Raw genomic sequence first — 24,678 nt, forward strand, 5'->3', positions numbered from 1 at the left:
GTGGCGGGTACCCCCAACCGGGTCATCAACAATAATCAGGCCCGGAGCAAACAGGCGGTTCGCAACCCACCATGTAAGGAACAGGAGATAATCGGGCATGTCATCATTGTGGAAGAAGATGCGCGGTCTGGTGGCCGCCACGGCCCTGCTCGTGTCGGGCATGGGGCTGGCGGCGCTGCCGGCGCAGGCGGAAAAGGTGCTGCACCGGGGCAATGGCGCGGAGCCGGAAACCCTCGACCCCGCCAAATCCAGCGGCGTGCCCGAAAGCTGGCTGCAATATGACCTGTTCGACGGGCTGCTGGTGCCCGACGGCAAGGGCAATTTCATCCCCGGTGCCGCCGAAAAATGGGATGTCAGCGCCGATGGCCGTGTCTACACCTTCCACCTGCGCCGTAATGCCAAATGGTCGGATGGCACGCCGGTGACGGCGCAGGACTGGGTTTATTCCTGGCGCCGGCTGGTCGATCCCAAGACCATGGCCGATTACGCCTATTTCCTGTGGCAGGTGAAGAACGCGCAGGACATCACGCTCGGTCGCAAGGCACCGGAAACGATGGGCGTGCGCGCCGTCGATGATTATACGTTTGAGGTGACGCTGGGCGCCCCCACCCCGTACTTCCTGTCGATGCTGCACCACCACTCCACCTACGCCGTGTCCAAGGCGAATGTGGAGAAGTTCGGGAATGAGTTCGTGAAGCCCGGCAATCTGGTCACCAACGGCGCCTATATGCTGGCGGAATCGGTACCGCAGAGCCACATCAAGATGGTGAGAAACCCCCACCATTACGACGCGGCCAATACCAGGATCGACACGGTCTTCTTCTACCCGACCGAAAACCAGGAAGCCGAACTGAAGCGCTATCGTGCCGGCGAACTGCACATCGCCTATGAAGTGCCGGTGGCACAGATGCAGTGGCTGCGTGACAACCTGAAGAGCGAATTGCACCTCGCCCCCTATTTCGGCACCTATTTCTATGCGCCGAACCTGACCAAGGAGCCGTGGAAGTCCAATAAGGACCTGCGTCTGGCCCTGAACCTGGCCATCGACCGCGACATCATCGTGGACAAGGTGAACCAGCGCGGCGAAATCCCGGCCTACAGCTTCGTGCCACCCGATACCACCAACTATACCCAGCAGTTGCCCGACTATGCCAAGTGGACGCAAGCTCAGCGCGATGCCAGGGCCAAGGAACTGATCGCCAAGGCCGGTTACGGGCCGGGGGGCAAGCCGCTGGAGATCGAGGTCCTGTACAATACCCAGGAAAACCATCGCAAGGTGGCCATCGCCGTTGCCGCCATGTGGCAGCAGAAGCTGGGCGTGAGGGTGACCTTGAACAATCAGGAATGGAAGGTGTTCCTGAATACGCGTGACGAGAAGAAGTTCAAGGACATCACCCGCCACGGCTGGATCGGCGATTACAACGACGCCAACAATTTCCTGGAACTGGTGCGCGGCGATATCGGCAAGCAGAACCCGTCCGCCTTCTCCGACCCGCAGTTCGACCTGCTGATGGCAGAGGCCAACACAACGGCGGATACGGCCAAGCGCGCGGCCCTGTTGCAGCAGGCTGAACGCCTGATGATCGAGGAAGTGGCCGTCTTCCCGATCCATTTCTACAGCTCCAAGCATATGGTCAGCCCCAAGCTGATCGGCTGGACCGACAATCTCCAGGATTTGCACCCCTCCCGCTTCCTGGATTTGAAGCCGTAGGGTTTGTCAGGTTTTGATGGAATCGGGTTGTTGCTCTCTCCACCGTCATCCCCGCGAAAGCGGGGACCCAGCGTAAGGCGCGGTCAGCGCCGATATGAGTCATATCGCGGCTATCGCCGCTCGACGCTGGGTTCCCGCTTTCGCGGGAATGACACTGTTCAAGCACACCCATCAATGTAGCCCTCCCGCGAAACCCCGACCGCGCCAACGGTTGGGGTTTTTTCTTGCCCGCATTCCGGGGCCGTCTATCCTGGGTTTCGGCCCTTTGGTGGAATGGAGAATGTCCAGTGCGGTTCCTGGCGACGTGCGTGTCCTGCCTGCTGTTGCTGGTCACCCTTCTGGTGGCGCCGGCGCGGGCAGAGATGGTGCTGCACCGTGGCAACGGGTCGGAGCCGGAAACGCTGGACCCGCATAAATCGACCGGCGAGGGCGAAAGCTGGATCGCGATGGACCTGTTCGAAGGGCTGGTCACGGCGGATGCGCAAGGCCGCATCATTCCCGGTGCCGCCCTGTCCTGGACCATCAGCGATGACCGCCTGACCTATATTTTCAAGCTGCGGCCCAATGGCAAATGGTCGGACGGGATGAAGGTGACGGCCTCGGATTTCGTCTTCTCCTGGCGACGGCTCGTCTCGCCCGCCACCCGTTCCCGCTATGCCTTCTTCCTGTGGCCCGTGAAGAACGCGGAGGCCGTGTCGAAGGGCGACATGCCGGCCAGTGCCATGGGCGTGGAGGCGGTGGATGACCTGACCCTGCGTGTCACGCTGGAGGCGCCGACCTCCTATTTCGTGGCCTCGCTGCAGCATCACGCCACCTATGCCGTGTCGCAGGCCAATGTGAAACGGTTCGGGGATGATTTCATCAAGCCCGGCAACCTTGTCTCCAACGGCGCCTTCATGCTGGCCGAGGCGGTGCCGCAGGGCCATGTGAAGCTGGTGCGCAACCCGCATTTCCATGCAGCATCCACGGTCGTGCTGGACGCCGTCTATTTCTATCCCACGGAAAACCGCGAGTCCGAACTGAAGCGCTTTCGCGCGGGCGAACTGGACGTGACCTATGACCTGCCGGATGGGCAGATCGCCTGGGTGCGGCAGAACATGCCCGCCGACCTGCGGCTGGCGCCCTTCTTCTCCACCTACTGGTTCTGCTTCAACCTGCGCAACGAGCCGTGGAAGTCGAACCCCGACCTGCGCGCCGCCCTGTCGCTGGCCATCGACCGGCAGTTGATCGTGGACAAGATCACCCAGGCCGGCGAAATCCCCGCCTATACGATCACCCCGCCGGGCACGGAGAATTACGTGGCCCCCCTGCCGGAATGGGCCCGCTGGACACAGGCACAGCGCGACGCTAAGGCCAAGGAACTGCTGGCCAAGGCGGGATATGGTCCGGGGGGCAAGCCGCTGGAGGTGGAGATCCTGTTCAACACCTCGGAGAACCACCGCAAGATCGCCATCGCGCTGGACAGCATGTGGCGGCAGAAGCTGGGTATCCGGGTCAAGATGACCAACCAGGAATGGAAGGTGGTGTTGCAGTCGCGGGCCGAGGGCAGGTTCCAGGATCTGGTGCGGGCCGGCTGGATCGGCGATTACAACGACGCCTATTCCTTCCTGTCCCTGTTCCTGTCGGACGTGAAGGGCCAGAATCACAGCGGCTATTCCAATCCCGACTATGACCGCCTGGTCCGCGCCGCCGCGTCAGAAGTGGACCCGGCAGCACGGCGGCAGCTGTTGCAGCGGGCCGAGGCCCTGATGCTGGCCGACCACCCCGTGATCCCCATCTACACCTACGTCACCACCCACATGGTATCGGCCCGCGTCAGCGGCTGGCAGGACAATATCCGCAACCTGCATTTGTCGCGGTATTTGTCGGTGGTGCGGTGAGGTTCGGTTCCGTTCACCGCCCCACCCACCCCGCCAGCATCCGCACCCAGAGGCGGCGCAGGGCTTCGTGCCCTGGGGCGGGGCCGGCGGCCAGTTCCTGCATGGCCATGCCGCGCAGCATGTAGATGGTCAGCACCATCAGGTCGGCCATTTCCGTTACATCGTCCGCGTCGGGGCGCAGCGACATGCCCCAATTGCTGCCGATGGCGGCCAGGAAGCCCGAGAAGATCGGGGCCAGCCGGGCGCGCAGTTCGGCGTCGGTGCGCGCCGCCATCGCCACCTCGAACAGCAGGTCGCGGTGGCGGCCTGTGTAGAACCGGGTCCATGCCGCCTCGATCATGGCGGACAGCCTGTCCTCCAGCGGCAGGGAAGGGTCAGGCGTCTGTGCCGGTCCCAGGGCGCGGGCCGACGCCACGGCGCCCAGCAGCAGACCCTCCGCCGCCAGGGCCAGCATCTCTGCCTTCGTCTCGAAATGATGGGCCCAGGCCCCGCGTGAGACGCCGGCCCTTTCCAGGATCACCGACAGCGACGCCCCGGCATTGCCATGGTCGGCCAGCGCGTCCAGCGTGGCCGCCGCCAGCCGCTCCCGCATCTCCTCGCGCCGTGCCGCCTGGCTGCGCCGTTCGGGCTTTGCCTGCTCCGCCACGTTCCTTCACCCGCTTCAACTTTTTCCGTTTTCATCATTGCCACAAAAGCCGGGTCGATGTAAAAACAAACCAATCGGTCTGTTTTTATAAACACACAGCGGGAGGACAGGATGGCACAGACGGACAATGTCGGGCGGCTGGCGCGCAGCATGGCTTTCTATTCGGCCTATCACCGGCACCCGCATAACCGGCTGACGCATTATTTCGGCGTGCCGACCATCGTGTTCGCGGTGATGCTGGGCCTGTCCTATATCCCGGTGCCGCTGGGCGGAGCGCAGGTCAGTGTGGCGCTGATCCTGATGGCGGTTCTGGCCGCCTATTATGTCTATCTGGACCCCATGATCGGCGGCACATTGGCGGCCCTGTCGGTGCCGTTCCTGATGCTGGCGGACCGTGTCACCACCTTGCCGGGACAGATTGCCGCCATCATCGGGGCCGTCACCTTCATCGGCGGCTGGGCGGTACAGTTGCTGGGCCACAAGTTTGAGGGCAACAAGCCGGCCCTGACGGCCAATCTGCTGCAAATCTTCGTGGCCCCGCTGTTCCTGGTGGCCGAGGCCTATTTCGCCCTGGGCCTGCGCCGGGAAGTGGAGGCACAGGTGGAACGGCTGGTGGCCGATGGTATCGGCGGTCCCGGTGCCCTTGGCCTGCCGGCGCATCAGGGCTGATCCGCCATGGGGCAGGGGCGGCGTATTCTGATCGCGGGCGCCGGCAGTGTCGGTGCCTATGCCGGTGGCTGTCTGGCGCTGGAGGGACGTTCCGTCACCCTGCTGGGGCGTCCGGCCCTGATGGACCGGGTGCGGGCACGCGGCCTGCGGGTCAGTGATCTGGACGGGCTGGACCGCAAGGCGCTGCCCGGCCCCTGCCTGCGGCTGGATACCGATCCGGCGGCGGCCATGGCAGATGCCGGCCTGATCCTGGTTACCGTCAAATGCGCCGACACGGCCGCCATGGCCGACCTGATCGCCACCCATGCCCCACCCGATGCCTGGGTCGTCAGCTTGCAGAATGGGGTTGGCAATGCCGGCATCCTGGCCGACAGGCTGGGACCCGGACGGGTGGTGGCCGGCATGGTGCCCTTCAACATCGTGCAGTTGCCTGATGGCCGCATCCATCGCGGTACCGGCGGCACCATCATGATCGCCACGGGCTTTTTCGGTCTGCGTCAGGAACTGGACGTGCCGGGCCTGCCCGTGGCTGAAAGCGCCGACATGGATGGGGTGCTGTGGGGTAAGCTGCTGATCAACCTGAACAATGCACTGAACGCCCTGTCGGGCCTGCCGCTGGCCGAACAGCTGGCCGCGCGTCCCTGGCGCCGGCTGCTGGCGGCACAGCAGTTGGAAGGGCTGGCGGCGTTGCGGCGCGCAGGTATCCGTCCGGCCACGCTGGGCGCCGTGTCGCCGCGCCTGCTGCCCCATATCCTGCGCCTGCCTGATCCGCTGTTCCGGGTGCTGGCCCGGCGCATGCTGTCGATCGACCCCTTGGCCCGGTCCTCCATGTGGGAGGATCTGGAACGCCGCCGCCCGACGGAGATCGATCAGCTGCAAGGCGCCGTGATCGCGCTGGCGGCCCGCCATGGCCTGTCCGCGCCGGTCAATGCCCGTGTGCGCGATCTGATCCGTGCGGCGGAGGCGGTGGGCGGCGGTTCGCCGGGGTTGAGGCCGGAGGCGGTGGCGTAGAGCGCATTTCCGCCGAGCGGAAACGCGCTCTACGCTTTTGTTTTCCTCAATCGCCGGCGCTGCATCCGCAGCTTGGCTTACGCCGCACGTGCGGCGCGGTGGCAGTCGCCGCCGCCGCCGCTTCCGGTAACCGCAAGCTGCTCTTAACCCATCCCGCGACAACCATCCCATTGCCATTCCCGATGATCGGCCTAGGATGCGGGGACGTTTCCCCTTGGATGTCGCATCATCATGAAGAACGCCCGCCATATCGCCGCCGCCCTGCTGGCGCTTTCCAGCCTTGCCGGCTGCATGGCCGCCCCGGCCCAGCGCGAGGCGCGCGAAGGTCTGGACCCGCGCCGGGCCTGCCTTGCGCAATGCAACCGCGACAACAATATCTGCATGGACCAGCAGTCGGCCAGCCCCGGCAACACCTCGCAGGTCGGTCGCACCGACTATGGCATGGGGGCGACCTGCAAGGCCGAATTGCAGAGCTGCCAGGCCCGCTGCTGACCCCGCTTCCGTCTCCTGGAGTCGGTACCCATGAAGAAGCTTGTCATCTCCTGCCTGGCGGGCCTGCTGCTGGCGGCCCCCTTGCCCGTGCTGGCGCAGGACCGTGCCGTGCCCGTCAACCGGGCCGATATCACCCTGTCCTTCGCGCCCCTGGTGAAACAGGCCGGCCCCGCCGTGGTGAATATCTACACCAAGCGGCGGGTGCAGCAGCGCATCTCCCCCCTGTTGCAGGACCCGCTGTTCCAGCGCTTCTTCGGTGACGCCCTGTCGGGCATTCCGCGCGAACGGGTGGAAAGCAGCCTGGGCTCGGGCGTGATCCTGGGGGCCGATGGCCTGATCGTCACCAATGCCCATGTCATCAAGGATAGTGACGAGATCACGGTCGTCCTGTCCGACCGCCGCGAATTTGCGGCCCGGCTGGTGACCACGGATGAACAGGTCGATCTGGCCGTCCTGCGCATCGATCCGGGCAAGGAAAAGCTGCCCGTGCTGGAGATGCATGACAGCGACAATCTGGAAGTGGGCGATCTGGTCCTGGCCATCGGCAACCCGTTCGGGGTGGGCCAGACGGTCACCAGCGGTATCGTCTCCGCCGTGGCCCGCACCGCTGTCGGTATTTCCGATTATAATTTCTTCATCCAGACCGATGCCGCCATCAATCCCGGCAATTCCGGTGGCGCGCTGATCAGCATGGATGGGCGGCTGGTGGGGATCAATACCGCCATCTACAGCCGGTCCGGTGGCTCCATCGGCATCGGCTTTGCCATTCCGGCCAACATGGTCCGCACCGTCGTGGATGCCGTGCGCAATGGCGGCAAGCTGGTCCGCCCCTGGATCGGGGCCGGCGGGCAGCCGGTGACCAGCGACATCGCCGCCTCCCTGGGGCTGACGCGGCCTGCCGGCGTTCTGATCAATCAGGTGCGCAAGGGCGGGCCGGCGGATCAGGCGGGGCTGAAGGTGGGCGACGTGGTCACCGCCGTCAATGGCAAGGCCGTGGATGACCCGGACAGCATGCGTTACCGCGTGGCGACGCTGGGCGTGGGCGGCACCACCAATGTCACCGTTCTGCGCAATGGCCGGGAACAGAACCTGTCCCTGCGCCTGATCGGCCCGCCGGAGGACCCGCCGCGCCAGGAAACCACGCTGGCCGGTCGCACGCCCCTGACGGGGGCCAAGGTTGCCAACCTGAACCCGGCCCTGGTGGAGGAACTGCGCTTCGATGGGGCCGACAGCGGTGTGGTCGTGCTGGAGGTCGGGCGCGGATCGCCCGCCGCGTCGTTGGGCCTGCGCCCCGGCGATGTCGTCCTATCGGTCAACAATACCGAGGTGAAACGGGTGGGTGACCTGGATGCCGCCCTGGCCGGACAGGTCCGCCGCTGGACCATCGCCGTCCGGCGCGGGGATCAGACGCTGACGACGACGGTTGGTGGATAAGAAAACCCCCGCCGGAGCGATCCGGCGGGGGTTTTGACCATACGGATGTCACACCGAAGCCCTTGTTGACGACCGCTTGCTGTAGGTCGCGGGTGAGCCGAAGGCGAACCCCGACATCAATGGCACCGTCGTTCGTCGGGGTTCACTCGCGTTCACCCACGACCTACGGCACGGGTCAGTATCAAGGACTCCGACGGTATCAGTTCACGCGGGAACCGGTGCCCAGCAGGCCCCGGTTGCGCAGCAGGGCGTCAACCTTGGGTGCGCGGCCCCGGAAGGCGACATAGGCCTCCATCGGGTCCTTGGAACCGCCGGCGCTGTACACTTCCTGGTACAGTTTCTGGGCCAGCTTCGGATCGAAGATGTTGCCGGCTTCCTTGAAGGCGTCGAACCCGTCGGCGTCCAGCACTTCCGCCCACATATAGCTGTAATAGCCGGCGGAATAGCCATCGCCGGAGAAGACGTGCGTGAAGTGCGGGCTGCGGTGGCGCATGACGATTTCCTTCGGCATGCCCAGCTTGGCCAGCTCATCGCGCTCGAACTTGTCCGGGTCCAGGTCCTTGGCGTCGGTCAGGCTGTGATAGGCCAGATCGACCAGGGCGGACGAGGTATAGGAGACGGTGGCAAAGCCCTGGTTGAAGGTCTGCGCCGCCAGGATCTTGTCCAGCAGGGCCTTGGGGATCGGCTCGCCCGTCTTGTAATGCACGGCGAAGCGCTGCAGAATCTCCGGCTGCGCGATCCAATGTTCCAGGATCTGGCTGGGGAATTCCACGAAGTCGCGTAGCACCGACGTGCCCGACAGCTGCGGATAGGTGACATCCGACAGCATGCCATGCAGGCCATGGCCGAATTCATGGAACAGGGTGGTGGCGTCATCAAACGACAGCAACGTCGGCTGGCCCTCGGCCCCCTTCGCGAAATTGTTGTTGTTCATGACGATGGGCGTCACCTTGCCCGACAGCTTCTCCTGTTCGCGCAAGGACGACATCCAGGCGCCGGAACGCTTGGAGGGCCTTGCGAAATTGTCGCTGTAGAAGACGGCGACGTGCTGACCCTTCTTGTCCTTGACCTCATACACCTTCACGTCGGGGTGATAGCGCGGCACGTCCTTCAGCTCGGTGAAGGTCACGCCGAACAGCTGATTGGCCGTGAAGAACACCGCTTCCATCATCTTATCGAGCTGGAAGTACGGCTTGATCTCTTCCTCGTTCAGGTCGTACTTCGCCTTGCGCACCTTCTCGGCGTAGTAATACCAGTCCCAGGGTTCGATCTGGATGTTCTGGCCCTCGCTTGCCGCCATCTTGGCCAGATCGTCCTTTTCCTCCGCCGCGCGCACCTTGGCCGGTTCCCAGACCTGCATCAGCAGATCGCTGACGGCCTGCGGGTTCTTGGCCATCGTGTCGGCCAGCTTGTATTCGGCAAAGGTCTTGTAGCCCAACAGGTTCGCGCGCTCGATCCGCAGCTGCACGATCTCCTTGATGGCGGCGTTGTTGTCCTGGGCATCGCCATTGTCACCGCGCGCGGTCCAGGCCTTCCAGGCCTTTTCCCGCAGGGCACGGTCGGCGGAGAAGGTCAGGAACGGCTCGATCGAGGAACGCGACAGGGTGATGACATACTTGCCCTCATCCCCGCGCTCCTTCGCGGCCTGGGCGGCGGCGGCGCGCACGAATTCCGGCAGGCCGACCAGTTCTTCCTGGCTGGTCAGGACCAGCTTGTATTCCTTTTCATCGGCCAGGACATTCTGGCTGAACTGCGTGGACAGGACGGCCAGACGCTGCAGGATGGCGGCCATCCGGTCGCGGTCCTTGCCCTCCAGCTTGGCGCCGGCGCGCACGAAATCGATGTAATAGCGCTCAAGGACGCGGGCCTGTTCCTTGGACAGTTTCAGGCTGTCGCGCTTGGCATACAGCGTGTCGATGCGCGCGAACAGGGCGGCATTCAGGTTGATGGCATTGCCATGCGCCGCCATGACCGGCGCCATTTCGCGCTGGATCTTCTGGAGCTGATCATTGGTGTTGGACGCGGTCAGGCTGCTGAACACGCGGGACACATTGCCCAGCATGGTGCCGCTCTTTTCCAGGGCGTCGATGGTGTTGGCGAAGGTGGGGGCGTCCTTATTGTCGGTGATCGCCTTGATCTCCGCCAGATGGTCAGCCATCGCCTTCTCATAGGCCGGCTTGAAATGCTCCGGCTTGATGGCGTCATAGGGCGGAACGCCGAACCGCGTGTTCCAGGGATGGAAGAAGGGATTGTCGCTGGTCACCTTGGTCTCCGCCTGCGCCACCTGCATGGGCGCTTCCGCCGCCTGCGCCATCATCGGCATGCATGTGCCTGCCATGGCCAGGATCAGGGCCGAAGCCCCGTTCTTCAATACCGCTTTCACTGCCTGTCCCCTTATTTCTTATTGAGGGATTGTCCGAACCGTCATGGGTCGGGCATCGCGCCGCACCTGACAAGAGGCGAAACATTTCCGTTACAATGAACCATCATCTTCGCCGAAATTGTCGCGGATCATGTCAGCCCGAGGGCTGGCGGCGGTATGAAAGGCTCGTTTACACTGCCCTTCCGCCCCTATCACCGGACCCGCCATGACCGCCGCACATACACCCGTTCCCCGTCTGGCCGACCTTGACATGAAGGCCCATCGCTATGCCGACAAGGGGGCCTATCAAAAGGAACTGGAAAAATTGCAGGAGAATATCCTGCATGTGCAGCAGGCCTACTGGCATGGCAAGCGCCGGGCCGTGATCGTGTTCGAGGGCTGGGACGCCGCGGGCAAGGGCGGGGCCATCCGCCGCCTGACAGAGAACCTGGACCCCCGCGGCGCCCATGTCTGGCCCATCGCCGCGCCTACGGCGGCCGAACAGGGCCGGCACTATCTGTGGCGCTTCTGGCAGCGTCTTCCCGAACCCGGCACCTTCGCCATTTTCGACCGGTCCTGGTATGGGCGCGTGCTGGTGGAACGGGTCGAAGGCTTCGCCAAGCCCAATGAATGGCGCCGCGCCTATGATGAGATCAACGAGTTCGAGCGGCTGCTGGCCGATGATGGCGTGCGCATCATCAAGCTGTTCCTGCACCTGTCGCCCGAGGAACAGTTGGACCGGTTCAAGGAGCGGCTGAACAATCCCTATAAGCGCTGGAAACTGACGGCGGAGGACCTGCGCAACCGCGACCGGCGGCCTGCGTATGAGGAGGCCATCGACGAGATGTTCGCGCGCACCAGCACGGATCAGGCGCCCTGGGTCGCCGTGCCCGCCGATGCCAAATGGCATGCCCGCGTGGCCGTGCTGCGCCATGTCGTGGATGCCCTGGCGTCGGGCGTGGACGTGACGCCACCGCCGCTTGACCCGGCGGTGAAGAAGGCGATGGAGAAGCTGCTGGCTTGATATGGCCGGTCAAGATTTCTGACCCGCCATACGGCGGCGACTGCCGCCGCGCCGCGCGTGCGGCGTGATGCCCAAGCCGCCGGATGGCGGCGCCCGGCGCCCGAGGGAACATGGGAAAAGGCGTTACGAGCCCTTCTTGTCCAACGGCGTGGCATCGGCGGCGCGGCGGGTGCGCTGCCAGGCGTCCAGGGTCCGGCGCAGATTGGCGGCGGCTTCCCGCTGTAACGCGGTGCGCCCGGCGGCGGGATTGTTGAAGGCTGTCTCCAGTTCCTCCTGCTCCGCCAGACAGGCCTCATAGCTCAACAGCGCATTGCGGTCGCTGTCGATGCGGTCGGCATGGCCGCTCTGGATGCCGCCATCGATACGCGGCAGGGTGCAGGGACCCGCAAGGGCTGGCCCGGCCAGCAGCAGGGCGGTCAGGGTAAGGGTACAGGCTTTGGCGGACATGCGGACACCCGATGGAGGGTCGCGATAGAGACGAGGATAGCGGCCATAACCGCCATGCCTCCCTCAGAGAGTCGCATGAAAGAACAGGGTGCGACAGTGCGTATTTCACATGAAAAGCATCTGCACCTAACTTAGGCACGCGCGCGGAAAATGCCGGCGCTGCATCCGCAGCTTGAGCCTATCCGCCTCCCCGGCGAAGGCCGGGGCCCAGGGGGTCAAGCGCCCAACACTGGTGCCGCGGACAGCAAGGCAGGTGGAAATGTTAATGCCCTTGGCCCCTGGGCCCCGGCCTTCGCCGGGGAGGCGATCTATAAATTTCAATGGGTTGGACAGACAGTCTGTTAAATTTCAACAGACCCTAACCACGCCGCCCGCACCACGCAGGGCGACGGCCAGGGTGGTTGCCGTGCTTTCGGCATCGCGCGGCACAATCGCCATGCCGTCGGCGGCAGCGGCCAGGCCGGCATGATCGGCGGGGCCCGGCTGGTCAGCCAGGATCACGTCCCAGGAACTGGCGGCCTTGCGTAGCACCTGTACCGCGCGTGACGGGGTGGGGACCAGCGTCACCTCGCACCCATACCCATCCAGTTCCAGGATCAGGGCATCGGCATCTTCGGAGGCCGACACCATCAGCACCCGCACCGCCGCCTCACGCCGGCTGGACGGGATGCGTTCGGCCAGTTCCATGGCCTGACGGCCTGCCTTCTGGATCTGGCGGGCGAAATCACGCTGCGGCCCGTCGGGCAGGTCAGCCTCCAGGAAGGAGGCGAAGCCCAGCAGGGCGTTCAGCGCATTGACAAGGTCGTGGCGCAGCCCGCGCGGCAGGCCATTGGCCTCCAGCGCGGGGGTTTGCGCGTCATCAGCGGGCAAGGCCCAGCTCCACGGCGCGCATGGCGGCCTGCGTACGGTTCTTGGCGCCCAGCTTCCGGCACAGGCCCCGGATATGCAGCTTCACCGTCACCTCCTCAAGGTCCAGCGCGCGGGCGATCTCCTTGTTGGACTGTCCCTTCAGCAGGAAGTCCAGCACCTCACGCTCGCGCCGTGTGAAGGTGCTGTTGAGCGCGTTGCCGTCCGACGCCATGGCGCTTTCGGCCAGATTGTCGGGCATGAAGGTTTCGCCCGCCGCCATGCGCTGCACGGCCTGCAACAGGATGGACCCCGGCAGCGTCTTGGGCAGGAAGCCCACGGCGCCATGGGCCATGGCCAGACGGATATCCTCGTTCTTGGCCTCGCCCGACATCAGGGCGATCTTCAGCGACGGGTAGCGTTCGCGCAGGCGGACAAGACCGTTCAGCCCGTTCATGCCGGGCATGCGCAGGTCCAGCAGCAGGATGTCGAACGGCGCCCCGTCATCCAGGACTTTCAACGCCTCGCTCACTGTACCCACGCCCTGGACGAAAGTACCCGGCGCCTCGCGCTCGAAATGCGAGCGCAGGGCATCACGCAGCAGGTCATGGTCGTCGGCAATCAGCAGGCGCATGTTTTTCTGCCCAAGGAGTTCACGTTAACGGGTCAATATTACAGCAACGGACGATTGCGCATAGCCCCCTGTTTGGGCCACCACCGGAATAGGTGCCATTAGCCTATGACCTTAGGCCGCATGGGCAGGGTGAAGGGGCGATGATGTTTTGCTTTGACTTGGCCGCGCGGCTGCGATAACGGTTTGGACAGGTGAAAGGTAATGCCGTTCGCCGGGGTGTCTTGACATATCCCCGTCCTTTCCGGACTGCCGCAGGGTGGACCGGCGCGAATCGCCGAAAGCAGGTTCTACCCGGACCGCCTTCGGCAAGGGTCATTACCGGGGTTGGTTTCCCGACCGTCCCTCTGCTTCACCCGCCGCCCCCATCCATTTTCAGGTCATTCGTCCAAAGCGAAGTCCCGTACTTCCGGCCCCTGGTTCCGATTCCGTCGCCGAACCTTGGCCGTGATCCCGCCCCAATCGGGGCGCATCCATGGGGGTGCCGCCCCCGTTCCCGCAACCGGCCCCACGGCCGACCGACAGCCAGATCCGATGAATCTCCAGGAACTCAAGGCCAAAACCCCCGCCGAGCTGCTCGCCTTTGCCGAAGAGCTGCAGATCGAGAATGCCGGCACCCTGCGCAAGCAGGACATGATGTTCGCCATCCTGAAGCAGCTGGCCGACAATGACGTGCCGATCTATGGCGAAGGCGTGCTGGAGGTGCTGCCCGATGGGTTCGGCTTCCTGCGCAGCCCGGAAGCCAACTATCTGCCCGGCCCCGACGATATCTATATCTCCCCGTCCCAGGTGAAGCGCTTCGGCCTGCGCACCGGCGACACGGTGGAGGGTCAGATCCGGGCGCCCAAGGATGGGGAGCGCTATTTCGCGCTGCTGAAGGTCAACACGATCAATTTCGACCATCCGGACAAGGTGCGCCACCGCATCAATTTCGACAACCTGACCCCGCTTTACCCGGATGAACGGCTGAAGCTGGAGGTGGAGGTCGATAATACCGGCAAGGGCCGCAAGGACATGACCACCCGCGTCATCGACCTTGTCGCCCCCCTGGGCAAGGGCCAGCGCGCCCTGATCGTGGCGCCGCCGCGCACCGGTAAGACGGTGATGCTGCAGAACATCGCCCATTCCATCGCCACCAACCACCCGGAAGTCTATCTGATCGTCCTGCTGATCGATGAGCGTCCGGAAGAAGTGACCGACATGGCCCGCTCCGTGCGCGGTGAGGTCGTGTCCTCCACCTTCGACGAACCCGCCACCCGCCATGTGCAGGTGACGGAGATGGTCCTGGAAAAGGCCAAGCGTCTGGTGGAGCACAAGCGTGATGTCGTCATCCTGCTGGACAGCATCACCCGCCTGGGCCGCGCCTATAACACCGTCGTTCCCTCGTCGGGCAAGGTGCTGACCGGTGGTGTGGACGCCAACGCCCTGCAGCGCCCGAAGCGCTTCTTCGGTGCCGCCCGCAATATCGAGGAAGGCGGCTCGCTGACCATCATCGCGACCGCCCTGATCGATACCGGCAGCCGCATGGACGAAGTGATCTTCGAAGAGTTCAAGGGCACTGGCAACAGCGAGATTGTCCTGGACCGCAAGCTGTCCGACAAGCGCATCTTCCCGGCGCTCGACATCCAGAAGTCGGGCACCCGCAAGGAAGACCTGCTGGTCGACAAGGGTGCGATGGCCAAGATGTGGATTCTGCGCCGCATCCTGAACCCGATGGGTCCGCAGGACGCGGTCGAGTTCCTGGTCGACAAGCTGAAGCAGTCGAAGACCAACAACGATTTCTTCGACAGCATGAACCAGTAAGGGGCGCTCGCCCCGGGTTTGGAAAGGGCCGCCACCGGGCAACCGGGGCGGCCTTTTTCATGGGTTGCGTCGGGGACGAAAATCCTCAGCTCCTGCCCTCGACCTGACCTGCAACCATGATCCCGTCCCCCCTATCTGCTGACGCCGTCCGCCCTTTCTGCTATGCTTGGCGCCATCAACACCCGATCAGCGCTCACTGAAACACACCCCGTTTTTATGTTTCACAGCGTTGCACAGCGCCGAAAACGCCGGGCCCTCCATCCGAAGCCATAGACCTTTTCATAGGCCGCGTGACCGCCATCACGGCGCCCCGCCACGCAAATGGATAGGATGGGTGAAATTGATCATCCCGCCATTGAAATGTCATGGAACCGGCGCATGATCACATCGTTGCCTCGTGGAACCGCGTATGCAGGCCCTCAAGGGGCCCGGACAGGAGGACGCCTATGGAAAACAATGATTTGATGCTTGATGACACCCTGCTTGGCGAGGCCAGCCTTGGTGAGCTTCTGTCCGATCCCATCGCTCTGCTGCTGATGGATCGCGACGGGGTGATGCCGGAGGATGTGCTGCGCATCGTCCGCGTCACGGCGGGCCGGATCGCCAGCAATGATTGCGGTCCCGTTGGTGCGGCCATATCGGCGGCCTGACCTTTTGCACCCGATATGACGGACGGGGGGATCGCCCGTCCGATTGAACTGCCGCTGCCCCCGTGCCATATGCAATTGTGAGATTGCAATGCCGGAGGGGTATCGTGCCCGACAGCCTGAACCATGCCGACCTGGGCGAATTGCCCGCCTGGGACCTGACCGACCTGTATGCCGGCCCTGACTGCCCGGCACTGGCCGCCGACCTGACCCAGGCGGATGCCGATGCCGCCGCCTTTGCCGAACGGTACCAGGGCAAGCTGGCGGGGTTGAGCGGGGCTGAACTGGCCCATTCCATCGCCGATTATGAGAAGCTGGATGAGGTTCTGTCGAAGGTCATGTCCTTCGCGGGCCTGCTCTATGCCTCCAACATGGCCGATCCCAATATTGGCCGCTTCTACCAGGGGATGAGCGAGCGGGTGACGGGCATTTCCGTCCATCTGCTGTTCTTCACGCTGGAGATCAACCGGCTGGAGGATGCGGCGCTGGAGGCCAAGCTGGCCAGCCCGGTCCTGGCCGCCTACCGTCCCTTCCTGCGCGATACCCGCATCTTCCGCCCGCATCAGCTTTCGGACGAGCTGGAAAAGCTGCTGCATGAGAAGTACGTGGCGGGCCGTGCGGCCTGGACCCGGCTGTTCGATGAACATCTGGCCGACCTGCGCTTCCCCATCCGGGGGGAGGAACTGACGTCGGCCCAGGCCCTCAACCTGCTTTCCTCCACCGATGCCGGTGTCCGCCGGGAAGCGGCCCAAGTGCTGGGGGAGGTGCTGGGGAAGAACCAGCGCACCTTCGCCCACATCATGAACACCCTGATCAAGGACAAGGAGATCGAGGATCGCTGGCGCAGCTACGCCAACCCCTGGTCATCCCGCAACCTGGCCAATCAGGTGGAGGATGAGGTGGTGGACGCGCTGCTATCCTCGGTGCGCGCCGCCTACCCCCGCCTGTCCCACCGCTATTATGCGCTGAAGGCCAAGTGGTTCGGTCAGGATAAGCTGGACTATTGGGACCGCAACGCGCCGCTGCCCGGCGATGATGATCAGAAAATCCCGTGGAACGAAGCCAAGCGCATTGTGCGCGACGCCTATGCCCGCTTCAGCCCGCGCATGGCGGAGATCGGGCAGCACTTCTTCGACAATCCCTGGATCGATGTGCCGCCGCGCCCCGGCAAGAACCCCGGTGCCTTCGCGCACCCGGTGGTGCCCTCGGCCCATCCCTATCTGCTGCTGAACTATATGGGCCGCACGCGCGATGTGATGACCCTGGCGCATGAGCTGGGCCATGGCGTTCATCAGTATCTGTGCCGCGAACAGGGGCATTTGCAGGCTTCAACCCCGCTGACCTTGGCCGAAACCGCGTCGGTGTTCGGGGAGATGCTGACCTTCCGTGGCCTGCTGGACGCCACCACCGATCCGAAGAAGCGCATGGCGCTGCTGGCCGGCAAGGTGGAGGATATGATCAACACCGTCGTCCGCCAGATCGCGTTTTATCAGTTCGAGCGCAAGCTGCACTCGGAGCGGCGCGAGGGTGAGCTGTCAGCCGAGCGGATCGCCGATATCTGGATGGAGGTGCAGACCGAAAGCCTGGGTCCGGCCTTCCGCTGGGAAGACAGCTACCGGCCTTACTGGACCTATATCGGCCATTTCGTCCACTCGCCCTTCTATGTCTACGCCTATGCCTTCGGCGACTGTCTGGTGAACAGCCTCTATGCGGCCTATCAGGAGGCGGCGGCCAAGGGCCAGGGGGCGGAGTTCGCGGACAAATATATGGAAATGCTGTCGGCGGCGGGCACGCTCCACCATACCGACCTGCTGGCCCCGTTCGGCCTGAACCTGACCGACCCGTCCTTCTGGAACAAGGGCCTGGGCCTGCTGGACAGCTTCATTACGGAGTTGGAGGGGCTGTGAGAGGGGAGTACTCCCCTCGGGCCGAGTTTCCGTGGATTACGCTTCGCCAATCCGCGCTACGCAATTTGCTCGTCCAATCGTGGAGCAATCGTAGCGCGGATTAGGCGAAGCCGTAATCCGCGGACCCCCGGCTCACCCGCTTACTTCTTCAACCCGATCTCGCGCAGGCGCTGATCCAGATACTGACCCGCCGTCAGCGCGTCCGACAGGGGCGCGTCGGGGCGGGGGTGCAGGAACAGCGGCATGGAATAGCGGGAGACGTTGTGCTCCGGCGGCGGGTTCACCACGCGGTGGGTCGTCGCCGGGAAATACCCGCCCGACGCCAGTTTCAGCATGTCGCCGGCATTGACGGCGATCATCCCGGCATCGCACGGCACGTCATGCCAGTTGCCGGCGGTGTCCTGGGCCTGCAGCCCCGGCTCGCTGCCCGTCACCAGCAGGGTGATCAGGTTGATATCCTCATGCGCGGCGGCGCGCACGGCCCCCGGCTCATACCCCTCGCCGATGGGCGGGTAGTGCAGGACGCGGAACAGCGTGCTGGTGGACCCATCCATCATGTTGGGCAGCGGCTGCTTGAAGCTGTTGCGCAGATCCTCGGGCACAGTGTCCTGGATCCAGTTCAGCAAGGTCAGGCCCATGGCAGACAGGTCGGCATACATCCGGTCGGTCGCGTCCTTCACCTGCGGCGGCAGGCGGCGACCCGGATAGACATGGTAGAATTCCTTCAAGTCCTTGACGGCGTTGTCCTTGGCGTTTTCTGACTTGAAGGGGAAATAGCCGTCCTGGGTTTCCGGGTCGAATTTGTACTCGTGCTTGCCGTCCCAGGCGAAGAAGCCGGACCAGACCTTGTACAGGTCCTGGATCAGGGCGGTATCGATGCTGTGATTGCGCAGGACGGCAAAGCCGGTCTCGCGCAGCGAGGTGACGAACTGCTCTGCTGCGTCGGGCGCCCGGTAATCCACGGTGGCGATGTTGAACATGGGTCTGTTGCCTTGGGGCTAACGGTTATGCGTATGGCTTGGTTCCTATCATCACGTTGCCACGCCCCGCGTCAATAGGCGGCCCCTTGCCGGAATGTCGCGCACTGAATATGTTGCGGCGCGATAGACACCTTAACCATGCGGCGGCCCCCGATGCGTCCCACGCCCCTGCGTTTCCTGGCCGGTTCAGAGGCCATGGCCCGCATCCGCCGTGACGGGTTGCATGAGGATCTGTTCGATGTGGTGGCCGGGGCCAGCGGCGGGGCGAAATGGCTGGCCCTGACAAGGCTGGACCAGGCCCTGTTCGGACGCTGGTTCCAGAAGCGGGAGCGCCCCCTGCACATGGTGGGCAGTTCCATCGGCACTTGGCGCTTTGCCTGTCTGGCCCAACCCGACCCGGTGGCCGCCTGCAAGCGGTTTGAGGCCTGTTATCTGGACTATGCCGTGGATGGGCCGGTAACTGCCGCCGAACTGACCGCCCATTGCCGGGACTTCCTGGATGTGATCTTCGGGGCCGACGGGATCGGCCATGTACTGGCCCATCCCTTCATGCGGCAATCGATCCTGGCGGTGCGGGGCCGGGGGCCAATACGGCCCGGTGCGGGCAAGGTGGGGCTGGGCCTGGGATTGGGTGCCGCCGGCCTTGCCAATCTGGTCAGCCGCCGGACCCTGCCGGCCTTTTTCGAACGCACCGTCCTGCATGATGGCCGCGACGCGCCGCCCTTCGACCTGAAGGCGGAATTCCCGACCCAGGCCGTGGCCCTGTCGCCCGCCAATCTGGTGCCGGCCCTGCTGGCATCGTCTGCCGTGCCCTTCGTGTTCGACGGGGTGGCGGATATGGTGGGGGCACGGCCCGGCCTGTATCTGGATGGCGGCATCATGGATTACCATCTGGATATGGGCTTCACGCCGCCGGGCCTTGTCCTCTATCCGCATTTCTCCCACCGCATCGTGCCGGGCTGGTTCGACAAGACGCTGCCCTGGCGCTGGCCGCGCGTCGCCAATTTGTCACGCATGCTGGTCCTGTGCCCGTCGGTGGCGTTTGCCCAGGCGCTGCCCTTCGGCAAGATCCCCGATCGTGGCGATTTCCGCCGCATGGATACCGCTACGCGGCAGAAATACTGGCGCACGGCGGTGGCGGAGACGGACCGGCTGGCCGATTGCTGGCGTGAAGCGGTGGAAAAGGACCGGGTGCCGGACCTGCTGGAACCGCTCCTCCCCTGACGCGCCGGACCAGTGTCATCGAACCGGCACTTGACCGCCGGCCCCTGCATCGGCTTCATGCGCGAACCTTACTCCCCTCCAGTCGGAGCCCGCACCCATGGCCGTCTCGCCGCTCGCCCCCGCTTCCTTCCCGTCGCTGCCGCCCATCGCCGGCGTGCGTCTGGCCGGGCACCGCGCCGGCATCCGGTACAAGACGCCGCGCAACGACGTGATGGTGGCGGTGCTGGATGAAGGCTCCAGCGTGGCCGCCGTCCTGACCCGGTCGCTGACGGCATCGGCCCCCATCCATCGTTGCCGCGCCCATCTGGCTGGTGGGGCTGTGCGCGCCCTGGTCGTCAATGCCGGTAATTCCAATGCCTTCACCGGCAAGGCCGGCGAAGCATTCGTGGACGCCACCATCGACGCCACCGTCGCCCTGCTGGGCTGCAAGGCATCGGAAGTGTTCCCCGCCTCCACCGGCGTCATCGGGCAGCCGATGGCCGCCGACCTGATTGCCAAGTCCCTGCCCGAAGCCTTCACCAAGCTGGCTCCGGCGGAGGGTGAGGCGTGGGAGGTGGCGGCGCGCGCCATCATGACCACCGACACCTTCCCCAAGGGGGCCTCGGCCACGGTCACCATCGACGGCGTGACGGTGACGGTGGCCGGCTTCGCCAAGGGCAGCGGCATGATCGCGCCCGACATGGCGACGATGCTGGCCTATGTCTTCACCGACGCCAATATCGCCCATGCCCCGTTGCAGGCCGTGCTGTCGTCGGCCACCGACCGCAGCTTCAATTCCATCACGGTGGATGGCGACACCTCGACCTCTGACACGTTGGTTCTGTGCGCCACGCGCAAGGCCGGGCATGGGGCCATCGAGGCGAATGACGATCCGCGTCTGGCGGCCTTTGCCAAGGCCGTGGACGCCGTCTGCCTGGACCTGGCGCAGCAGATCGTGCGCGATGGTGAGGGGGCGACCAAGTTCGTGGAAATCCGCGTCACCGGTGCCGACAGCGATGCCGCCGCCAAGCGCATCGCCCTGACGGTCGCCAATTCACCGCTGGTGAAGACCGCCGTGGCCGGTGAGGATGCCAACTGGGGCCGTATCGTGGCCGCCGTGGGCCGCTCGGGCGAACGCGCCGACCGCGACCTTCTGGTCATCTCCGTCGGCGGCGTACAGATCTGCGCCAACGGGATGGAGGTTCCTGGCTATGACGAGACGCCTGTCGTCGCCCACATGAAGGGCCAGGAAATCCTGATGGAGGTTGATATCGGCCTGGGCTCCGGCAACGCCACGGTGTGGACCTGCGACCTGACCCACGGCTATATCGACATCAATGGCAGCTACCGGTCGTGAGCGGCGGCGACACACCCTGCTGGCAGGAGCCGGCCCGGACAGGGCCGGTCCGCACTGTCCTGGTGGCCGCCGTCGCCCTGGTCGATGCCGACGGGCGCGTGCTGCTGGCGCAGCGTCCGCCCGGCAAATCCATGGCGGGCCTGTGGGAATTTCCCGGCGGTAAGGTCGATGAGGGCGAGACGCCGGAAGCGGCCCTGGTGCGGGAATTGAAGGAGGAGTTGGGGATCGATACGGCGGAAAGCTGCCTCGCCCCCATCGCCTTCGCCAGCCACACCTATGAGACGTTCCACCTGCTGATGCCGCTTTATGCGGCACGCGTGTGGAAGGGGACGCCGACCCCGATGGAGGGGCAGCAGCTGGCCTGGGTCAAGCCGGTGCGTATGGCCGATTACCCGATGCCGCCGGCGGATATTCCGCTGATCCCGATCCTGCGGGACCTGCTCTAATCATCGTCGCAGGGTGTGGATCGACCGGATCAGCAGGGCGATGACCACCAGGGCACCCCCCTGGTGGGCGGAACCCAGGGCCACCGGCACGGCATGCAGCAGGGTGGTGATACCCAGCACCACCTGCCCGCCAATGCCCAGCGACAGCCACAGCGCCGACCGCTTCGCCACCTCCGGCAAATCGGCCCGCTGTCCCACGCGCCAGGCATAGGACAGGACGGTGGCGGCGGTGGCGATGGCCAGCCAGCGGTGCGTGAACTGCACCATGGCGGTATTTTCCAGGAAGTTCAGCCAGGCCGGCGACAGGTTCCAGACCTCCGGCGGGGCAAACTCCCCATTCATCAGCGGCCAGGTATTATAGGCGAAGCCGGCATCCAGCCCGGCCACAAAGGCCCCCCACACGACCGTGATGGACACCAGCAGCATGGCGGCCCAGCCATGGCGGCGCAGGCCGGCACGGTCAGGGCGGTGGGCGGCACCGGGATGGCGCAGGCCCAGGCCCGCCTGGATCAGCAGGGCGTAGAGGATCAGGGCCATCGACAGATGCATGGCCAGCCGGTAATGGCTTACATCGGTGCGCACGGACAGGCCCGACTGCACCATGAACCAGCCGATGAAACCCTGCAGCCCGCCCAGCAGGAACAGGCCCACCAGTTTGGGCAGCATGGACCTTGTCACCATGCCCTTCACAGCGAACCAGACCAGCGGCACCGCGAAGACCACGCCGATCAAGCGGCCCCACAGGCGGTGGAACCATTCCCAGAAGAAGATCTGCTTGAACTCATCCAGGCTCATCCCCTGGTTCAGGACCTGATATTCGGGGATCTGCTTGTACTTTTCGAACTCCGCCAACCACTGCGCCTCGTTCAGCGGCGGTAGGGCGCCCGTGATGGGCTTCCATTCGGTGATGGACAGGCCGCTTTCCGTCAGGCGGGTGATGGCACCGATGATGGCCATGACAAAAACCATGCCGGCACAGGCCAGCAGCCAGTTGGCGACGGCGCGATGGCCGGGTACGGGAGGGGCGGCGGTCATGACAGGCCGTTCGGTGAATGAAAAGATGGGGTGATATGGGGTCGATACGGCCCGCTGGTCAAATGCCGGGCTTGCGGCCCCGCGTCGCAGCCAGGGCGGACAGGATCGGCCCCACCGATGCCGGATCGCGCATGACCGTCCCCATCACCGCGACGCCTGCCGCCCCGGCACCGATACAGGCCCCGGCATTCCCGCCATCGACCCCGCCCAGCGCCAGGGTGGGCAGGGGCAGGCCGGACAGCACTGCCGGCCCCAAGGCCGGGCCATAGCCCGGCTTGGATGGGGTCAGGAAAATGGGGCTGAGCGTGGCATAATCCGCCCCGTCGCGCGCCGCCGCCGCCACAGCATCCCGGTCATGGCAGGAGGCGCCGATCAGGGCATCCGGTCCCAGCAGGGCCCGTGCCGTGATGATATCCCCGCCATCCGGCAGATGCACCCCGTCACACAGGCTGCCCAGCGCCATATCGCCATGGATGGTCAACACGCCACCGACCTGCGCCAGGACAGGCCGCAGCCGCATCAGCAGGGCGGATTGATGGTCGCGCGGCAGGTCCTTTTCCCGCAGGCTGACCCAGCGGCACCCGGCGGCCACACAGGCGGCCACCACCGACGCCAGATCGCCACCCGCCTGATGCCGGTCGGTGATCAGCAGCAGGGGTGGGTCGGGCAGCAGCCTCACGCCGTCAGCTTTCCGCCGATCTGGTGGGCGTAGCCGCGCAGGAAGGCGGCACCATCCACCGGCCCCTTGCCCGGCCGCTGCACCCGGATCAGACGCAGCGCCCCCTCGCCACAGGCCAGGGTCGGGCCGGTGTCCAGCAGGGTGCCGGGTTCGCCCGCCCCATCGACCGCCTGTGCCTCCAGCACCTTCAGCTTCTCGCCATTGGCCAGATCGATCCAGGTGCCGGGCCAGGGGGTGAGGCCGCGCACCTGCCGGTCCAGTTCGGGGGCGGACCGGGTCAGGTCCAGCCGTCCCTCATCCTTAGACAGTTTGGCGGCATAGGTCACGCCCTCTACCGGCTGCGCCACCGGGGGCAGGCTGCCATCGGCAATGCCGGGCAGGGCGGCCACCATCAACCGCGCGCCCATCTCGGCCAGCGCGTCATGCAGGTCGGCGGCATTCATCCGCGCCGTTATGGGCAGCCGGTCTTTCAGCAGCATGGCACCGGTATCCAAGCCGGCATCCATCTGCATGATGGTGACGCCGGTTTCCGCATCGCCGGCCAGGATCGACCGCTGGATAGGGGCCGCCCCGCGCCAGCGCGGCAGCAGGCTGGCATGGACATTGACGCAGCCCAGGCGTGGCGCATCGAGAATGGCCTGCGGCAGGATCAGGCCATAGGCCGCGACGATGGCGCAATCCAGGTTGAGCGCTGCGAACTCCGCCTGTTCCTCTGCCTTGCGCAGGCTTTTGGGCGTGCGGACGGGAATGCCCAGCGCCTCGGCGCGGCGATGCACGGGACTGGCCTGCAATTGCTGCCCCCGCCCCGCGGGACGCGGCGGCTGGCTGTAGACGCACACCACCTCATGCCCGGCGGCCACCAGCGCATCCAGGATGGAGACGGAAAAATCCGGCGTGCCCATGAAGGCGAGACGCAGCGGCATGGGGCACCTTTCAGAAGGGGTGGGCGGAAGCGTTACTTCTTCGCCTTGTTGTATTTGCGCAGCAGCATGTTGCGCTTCAGCGACGAGAGGTGGTCGATGAACAGCACGCCGTTCAGATGGTCGATCTCGTGCTGGATGCAGGTGGCCAGCAGGCCGTCGGCATCCATTTCCCGCACCTCGCCGCCCCGGTCGACATAGCGCACGCGCACCATCTTGGGCCGCGTCACCTCGGCATAAATCTCCGGAATGGACAGGCAGCCTTCCTGGGTGATGGCCTGTTCGTCAGAGGTCCAAATCAGTTCCGGGTTGACCATGGCCAGCGCGTCGCTGCGGTTTTCCGACACGTCCACGACGATGACCCGCTCAAGCAACCCGATCTGTGGGGCCGCCAGACCGATGCCCGGCGCCTTGTACATGGTCTCCAGCATGTCATCCATCAGCGTCGCCACGCGGCCATCGACATTGGTCAAGGGCTTGCACTTCGCCTTCAGGCGGGTGTCGGGGATGGTGAGGATGGGCAGCAGCGACATGGGTGCGGGGTCCGG

Annotated in this window: 23 protein-coding genes; 13 read left to right on the forward strand and 10 right to left on the reverse strand. The window is 65.0% G+C overall.

What is annotated here, in order from left to right:
- Positions 1-97: 97 nt before the first annotated feature.
- Both ACODSP_RS08955 and ACODSP_RS08960 read left to right on the forward strand, forming a co-directional pair.
- Positions 98-1,711 carry a peptide ABC transporter substrate-binding protein gene (locus tag ACODSP_RS08955; RefSeq protein WP_488965267.1) on the forward strand — a complete coding sequence of 538 codons (1,614 nt, stop codon included), beginning with the start codon at positions 98-100 and terminating at the stop codon, positions 1,709-1,711.
- Between the two features lie 287 nt (positions 1,712-1,998).
- The gene (locus ACODSP_RS08960) at positions 1,999-3,591 is read left to right on the forward strand and encodes a peptide ABC transporter substrate-binding protein (RefSeq protein ID WP_488965268.1); all 1,593 of its coding nucleotides are present in this window, start codon (positions 1,999-2,001) and stop codon (positions 3,589-3,591) included.
- Positions 3,592-3,604: 13 nt separating this feature from the next.
- Here the strand turns inward: ACODSP_RS08960 and ACODSP_RS08965 are convergent, their stop codons facing one another.
- On the reverse strand, positions 3,605-4,237 hold the full coding sequence (locus ACODSP_RS08965) for a TetR/AcrR family transcriptional regulator (RefSeq protein ID WP_488965269.1): 633 nt from the start codon (positions 4,235-4,237) through the stop codon (positions 3,605-3,607).
- A gap of 111 nt (positions 4,238-4,348) precedes the next feature.
- On the opposite strand from ACODSP_RS08965, the gene ACODSP_RS08970 reads away from it, so the two are divergent.
- The 4 genes from ACODSP_RS08970 (at position 4,349) to ACODSP_RS08985 (ending at position 7,843) form a co-directional block, all read left to right on the forward strand.
- Complete coding sequence (locus ACODSP_RS08970; protein ID WP_488965270.1) at positions 4,349-4,906, forward strand: Mpo1 family 2-hydroxy fatty acid dioxygenase; 558 nt, start codon at positions 4,349-4,351, stop codon at positions 4,904-4,906.
- Positions 4,907-4,912: 6 nt separating this feature from the next.
- Positions 4,913-5,917: a 2-dehydropantoate 2-reductase gene (locus tag ACODSP_RS08975; protein WP_488965271.1), complete on the forward strand. Its 1,005-nt coding sequence runs from the start codon at positions 4,913-4,915 to the stop codon at positions 5,915-5,917.
- 231 nt (positions 5,918-6,148) lie between these two features.
- Positions 6,149-6,409 carry a hypothetical protein gene (locus ACODSP_RS08980; protein WP_488965272.1) on the forward strand — a complete coding sequence of 87 codons (261 nt, stop codon included), beginning with the start codon at positions 6,149-6,151 and terminating at the stop codon, positions 6,407-6,409.
- A gap of 30 nt (positions 6,410-6,439) precedes the next feature.
- A complete protein-coding gene (locus tag ACODSP_RS08985; protein ID WP_488965273.1) occupies positions 6,440-7,843 on the forward strand; it encodes a DegQ family serine endoprotease in 1,404 nt (467 codons plus the stop codon).
- A 199-nt stretch (positions 7,844-8,042) separates the two neighbouring features.
- Here the strand turns inward: ACODSP_RS08985 and ACODSP_RS08990 are convergent, their stop codons facing one another.
- Positions 8,043-10,226: a M3 family metallopeptidase gene (locus ACODSP_RS08990; RefSeq protein ID WP_488965274.1), complete on the reverse strand. Its 2,184-nt coding sequence runs from the start codon at positions 10,224-10,226 to the stop codon at positions 8,043-8,045.
- 205 nt (positions 10,227-10,431) lie between these two features.
- On the opposite strand from ACODSP_RS08990, the gene ACODSP_RS08995 reads away from it, so the two are divergent.
- The gene (locus tag ACODSP_RS08995) at positions 10,432-11,229 is read left to right on the forward strand and encodes a polyphosphate kinase 2 family protein (RefSeq protein ID WP_488965275.1); all 798 of its coding nucleotides are present in this window, start codon (positions 10,432-10,434) and stop codon (positions 11,227-11,229) included.
- A 123-nt stretch (positions 11,230-11,352) separates the two neighbouring features.
- Here the strand turns inward: ACODSP_RS08995 and ACODSP_RS09000 are convergent, their stop codons facing one another.
- From ACODSP_RS09000 to ACODSP_RS09010, 3 genes are all read right to left on the reverse strand, one after another.
- Positions 11,353-11,676, reverse strand: a complete 324-nt coding sequence (locus ACODSP_RS09000) for a hypothetical protein (RefSeq protein ID WP_488965276.1) — start codon at positions 11,674-11,676, stop codon at positions 11,353-11,355.
- Between the two features lie 348 nt (positions 11,677-12,024).
- Positions 12,025-12,546 carry a hypothetical protein gene (locus ACODSP_RS09005; protein WP_488965277.1) on the reverse strand — a complete coding sequence of 174 codons (522 nt, stop codon included), beginning with the start codon at positions 12,544-12,546 and terminating at the stop codon, positions 12,025-12,027.
- Positions 12,536-13,156, reverse strand: a complete 621-nt coding sequence (locus tag ACODSP_RS09010; protein ID WP_054168488.1) for a response regulator — start codon at positions 13,154-13,156, stop codon at positions 12,536-12,538. Before ACODSP_RS09010 ends, ACODSP_RS09005 begins: the two co-directional genes overlap by 11 nt.
- 531 nt (positions 13,157-13,687) lie before the next feature.
- On the opposite strand from ACODSP_RS09010, the gene rho reads away from it, so the two are divergent.
- From rho to ACODSP_RS09025, 3 genes are all read left to right on the forward strand, one after another.
- On the forward strand, positions 13,688-14,956 hold the full coding sequence (gene rho, locus ACODSP_RS09015) for a transcription termination factor Rho (RefSeq protein ID WP_054168533.1): 1,269 nt from the start codon (positions 13,688-13,690) through the stop codon (positions 14,954-14,956).
- Between the two features lie 446 nt (positions 14,957-15,402).
- Positions 15,403-15,606: a hypothetical protein gene (locus ACODSP_RS09020; RefSeq protein ID WP_488965278.1), complete on the forward strand. Its 204-nt coding sequence runs from the start codon at positions 15,403-15,405 to the stop codon at positions 15,604-15,606.
- Positions 15,607-15,710: 104 nt separating this feature from the next.
- Entirely contained in the window at positions 15,711-17,510 is a 1,800-nt protein-coding gene (locus ACODSP_RS09025) for a M3 family oligoendopeptidase (protein WP_488965279.1), read from the forward strand.
- A 140-nt stretch (positions 17,511-17,650) separates the two neighbouring features.
- Here the strand turns inward: ACODSP_RS09025 and ACODSP_RS09030 are convergent, their stop codons facing one another.
- A complete protein-coding gene (locus tag ACODSP_RS09030) occupies positions 17,651-18,490 on the reverse strand; it encodes an isopenicillin N synthase family dioxygenase (protein WP_488965280.1) in 840 nt (279 codons plus the stop codon).
- A 153-nt stretch (positions 18,491-18,643) separates the two neighbouring features.
- Between ACODSP_RS09030 and ACODSP_RS09035 the strand changes: the two genes are divergently transcribed.
- The 3 genes from ACODSP_RS09035 to ACODSP_RS09045 all read left to right on the forward strand — a co-directional run bounded on the left by ACODSP_RS09035 (position 18,644) and on the right by ACODSP_RS09045 (position 21,496).
- Positions 18,644-19,714, forward strand: a complete 1,071-nt coding sequence (locus tag ACODSP_RS09035) for a patatin-like phospholipase family protein (RefSeq protein ID WP_488965281.1) — start codon at positions 18,644-18,646, stop codon at positions 19,712-19,714.
- A 97-nt stretch (positions 19,715-19,811) separates the two neighbouring features.
- Complete coding sequence (argJ, locus tag ACODSP_RS09040) at positions 19,812-21,050, forward strand: bifunctional glutamate N-acetyltransferase/amino-acid acetyltransferase ArgJ (RefSeq protein WP_488965282.1); 1,239 nt, start codon at positions 19,812-19,814, stop codon at positions 21,048-21,050.
- Positions 21,051-21,109: 59 nt separating this feature from the next.
- Complete coding sequence (locus tag ACODSP_RS09045) at positions 21,110-21,496, forward strand: (deoxy)nucleoside triphosphate pyrophosphohydrolase (RefSeq protein WP_488965324.1); 387 nt, start codon at positions 21,110-21,112, stop codon at positions 21,494-21,496.
- Here the strand turns inward: ACODSP_RS09045 and ACODSP_RS09050 are convergent, their stop codons facing one another.
- The 4 genes from ACODSP_RS09050 to def are packed head-to-tail and all read right to left on the reverse strand — an operon-like array spanning position 21,497 to position 24,663.
- The gene (locus ACODSP_RS09050; RefSeq protein ID WP_488965283.1) at positions 21,497-22,531 is read right to left on the reverse strand and encodes a COX15/CtaA family protein; all 1,035 of its coding nucleotides are present in this window, start codon (positions 22,529-22,531) and stop codon (positions 21,497-21,499) included.
- 58 nt (positions 22,532-22,589) lie between these two features.
- Positions 22,590-23,210 carry a thiamine phosphate synthase gene (locus ACODSP_RS09055; RefSeq protein WP_488965284.1) on the reverse strand — a complete coding sequence of 207 codons (621 nt, stop codon included), beginning with the start codon at positions 23,208-23,210 and terminating at the stop codon, positions 22,590-22,592.
- A complete protein-coding gene (fmt, locus tag ACODSP_RS09060; RefSeq protein ID WP_488965285.1) occupies positions 23,207-24,133 on the reverse strand; it encodes a methionyl-tRNA formyltransferase in 927 nt (308 codons plus the stop codon). The genes ACODSP_RS09055 and fmt overlap by 4 nt, the downstream gene beginning before the upstream one ends.
- A gap of 32 nt (positions 24,134-24,165) precedes the next feature.
- Entirely contained in the window at positions 24,166-24,663 is a 498-nt protein-coding gene (gene def, locus ACODSP_RS09065) for a peptide deformylase (RefSeq protein WP_102113445.1), read from the reverse strand.
- Positions 24,664-24,678 lie beyond the last annotated feature (15 nt).

Source organism: Niveispirillum sp. FG156 (assembly GCF_057809555.1).

Coding starts and splice junctions, on each gene's coding strand:
- ACODSP_RS08955 (WP_488965267.1), top strand. CDS start 98: ATGTCATCATTGTGGAAGAAGATGCGCGGTCTGGTGGCCGCCACGGCC.
- ACODSP_RS08970 (WP_488965270.1), top strand. CDS start 4,349: ATGGCACAGACGGACAATGTCGGGCGGCTGGCGCGCAGCATGGCTTTC.
- ACODSP_RS08975 (WP_488965271.1), top strand. CDS start 4,913: ATGGGGCAGGGGCGGCGTATTCTGATCGCGGGCGCCGGCAGTGTCGGT.
- ACODSP_RS08980 (WP_488965272.1), top strand. CDS start 6,149: ATGAAGAACGCCCGCCATATCGCCGCCGCCCTGCTGGCGCTTTCCAGC.
- ACODSP_RS08985 (WP_488965273.1), top strand. CDS start 6,440: ATGAAGAAGCTTGTCATCTCCTGCCTGGCGGGCCTGCTGCTGGCGGCC.
- ACODSP_RS08995 (WP_488965275.1), top strand. CDS start 10,432: ATGACCGCCGCACATACACCCGTTCCCCGTCTGGCCGACCTTGACATG.
- ACODSP_RS09000 (WP_488965276.1), bottom strand. CDS start 11,676: ATGTCCGCCAAAGCCTGTACCCTTACCCTGACCGCCCTGCTGCTGGCC.
- ACODSP_RS09010 (WP_054168488.1), bottom strand. CDS start 13,156: ATGCGCCTGCTGATTGCCGACGACCATGACCTGCTGCGTGATGCCCTG.
- rho (WP_054168533.1), top strand. CDS start 13,688: ATGAATCTCCAGGAACTCAAGGCCAAAACCCCCGCCGAGCTGCTCGCC.
- ACODSP_RS09020 (WP_488965278.1), top strand. CDS start 15,403: ATGGAAAACAATGATTTGATGCTTGATGACACCCTGCTTGGCGAGGCC.
- ACODSP_RS09030 (WP_488965280.1), bottom strand. CDS start 18,490: ATGTTCAACATCGCCACCGTGGATTACCGGGCGCCCGACGCAGCAGAG.
- ACODSP_RS09035 (WP_488965281.1), top strand. CDS start 18,644: ATGCGTCCCACGCCCCTGCGTTTCCTGGCCGGTTCAGAGGCCATGGCC.
- argJ (WP_488965282.1), top strand. CDS start 19,812: ATGGCCGTCTCGCCGCTCGCCCCCGCTTCCTTCCCGTCGCTGCCGCCC.
- ACODSP_RS09050 (WP_488965283.1), bottom strand. CDS start 22,531: ATGACCGCCGCCCCTCCCGTACCCGGCCATCGCGCCGTCGCCAACTGG.
- fmt (WP_488965285.1), bottom strand. CDS start 24,133: ATGCCGCTGCGTCTCGCCTTCATGGGCACGCCGGATTTTTCCGTCTCC.
- def (WP_102113445.1), bottom strand. CDS start 24,663: ATGTCGCTGCTGCCCATCCTCACCATCCCCGACACCCGCCTGAAGGCG.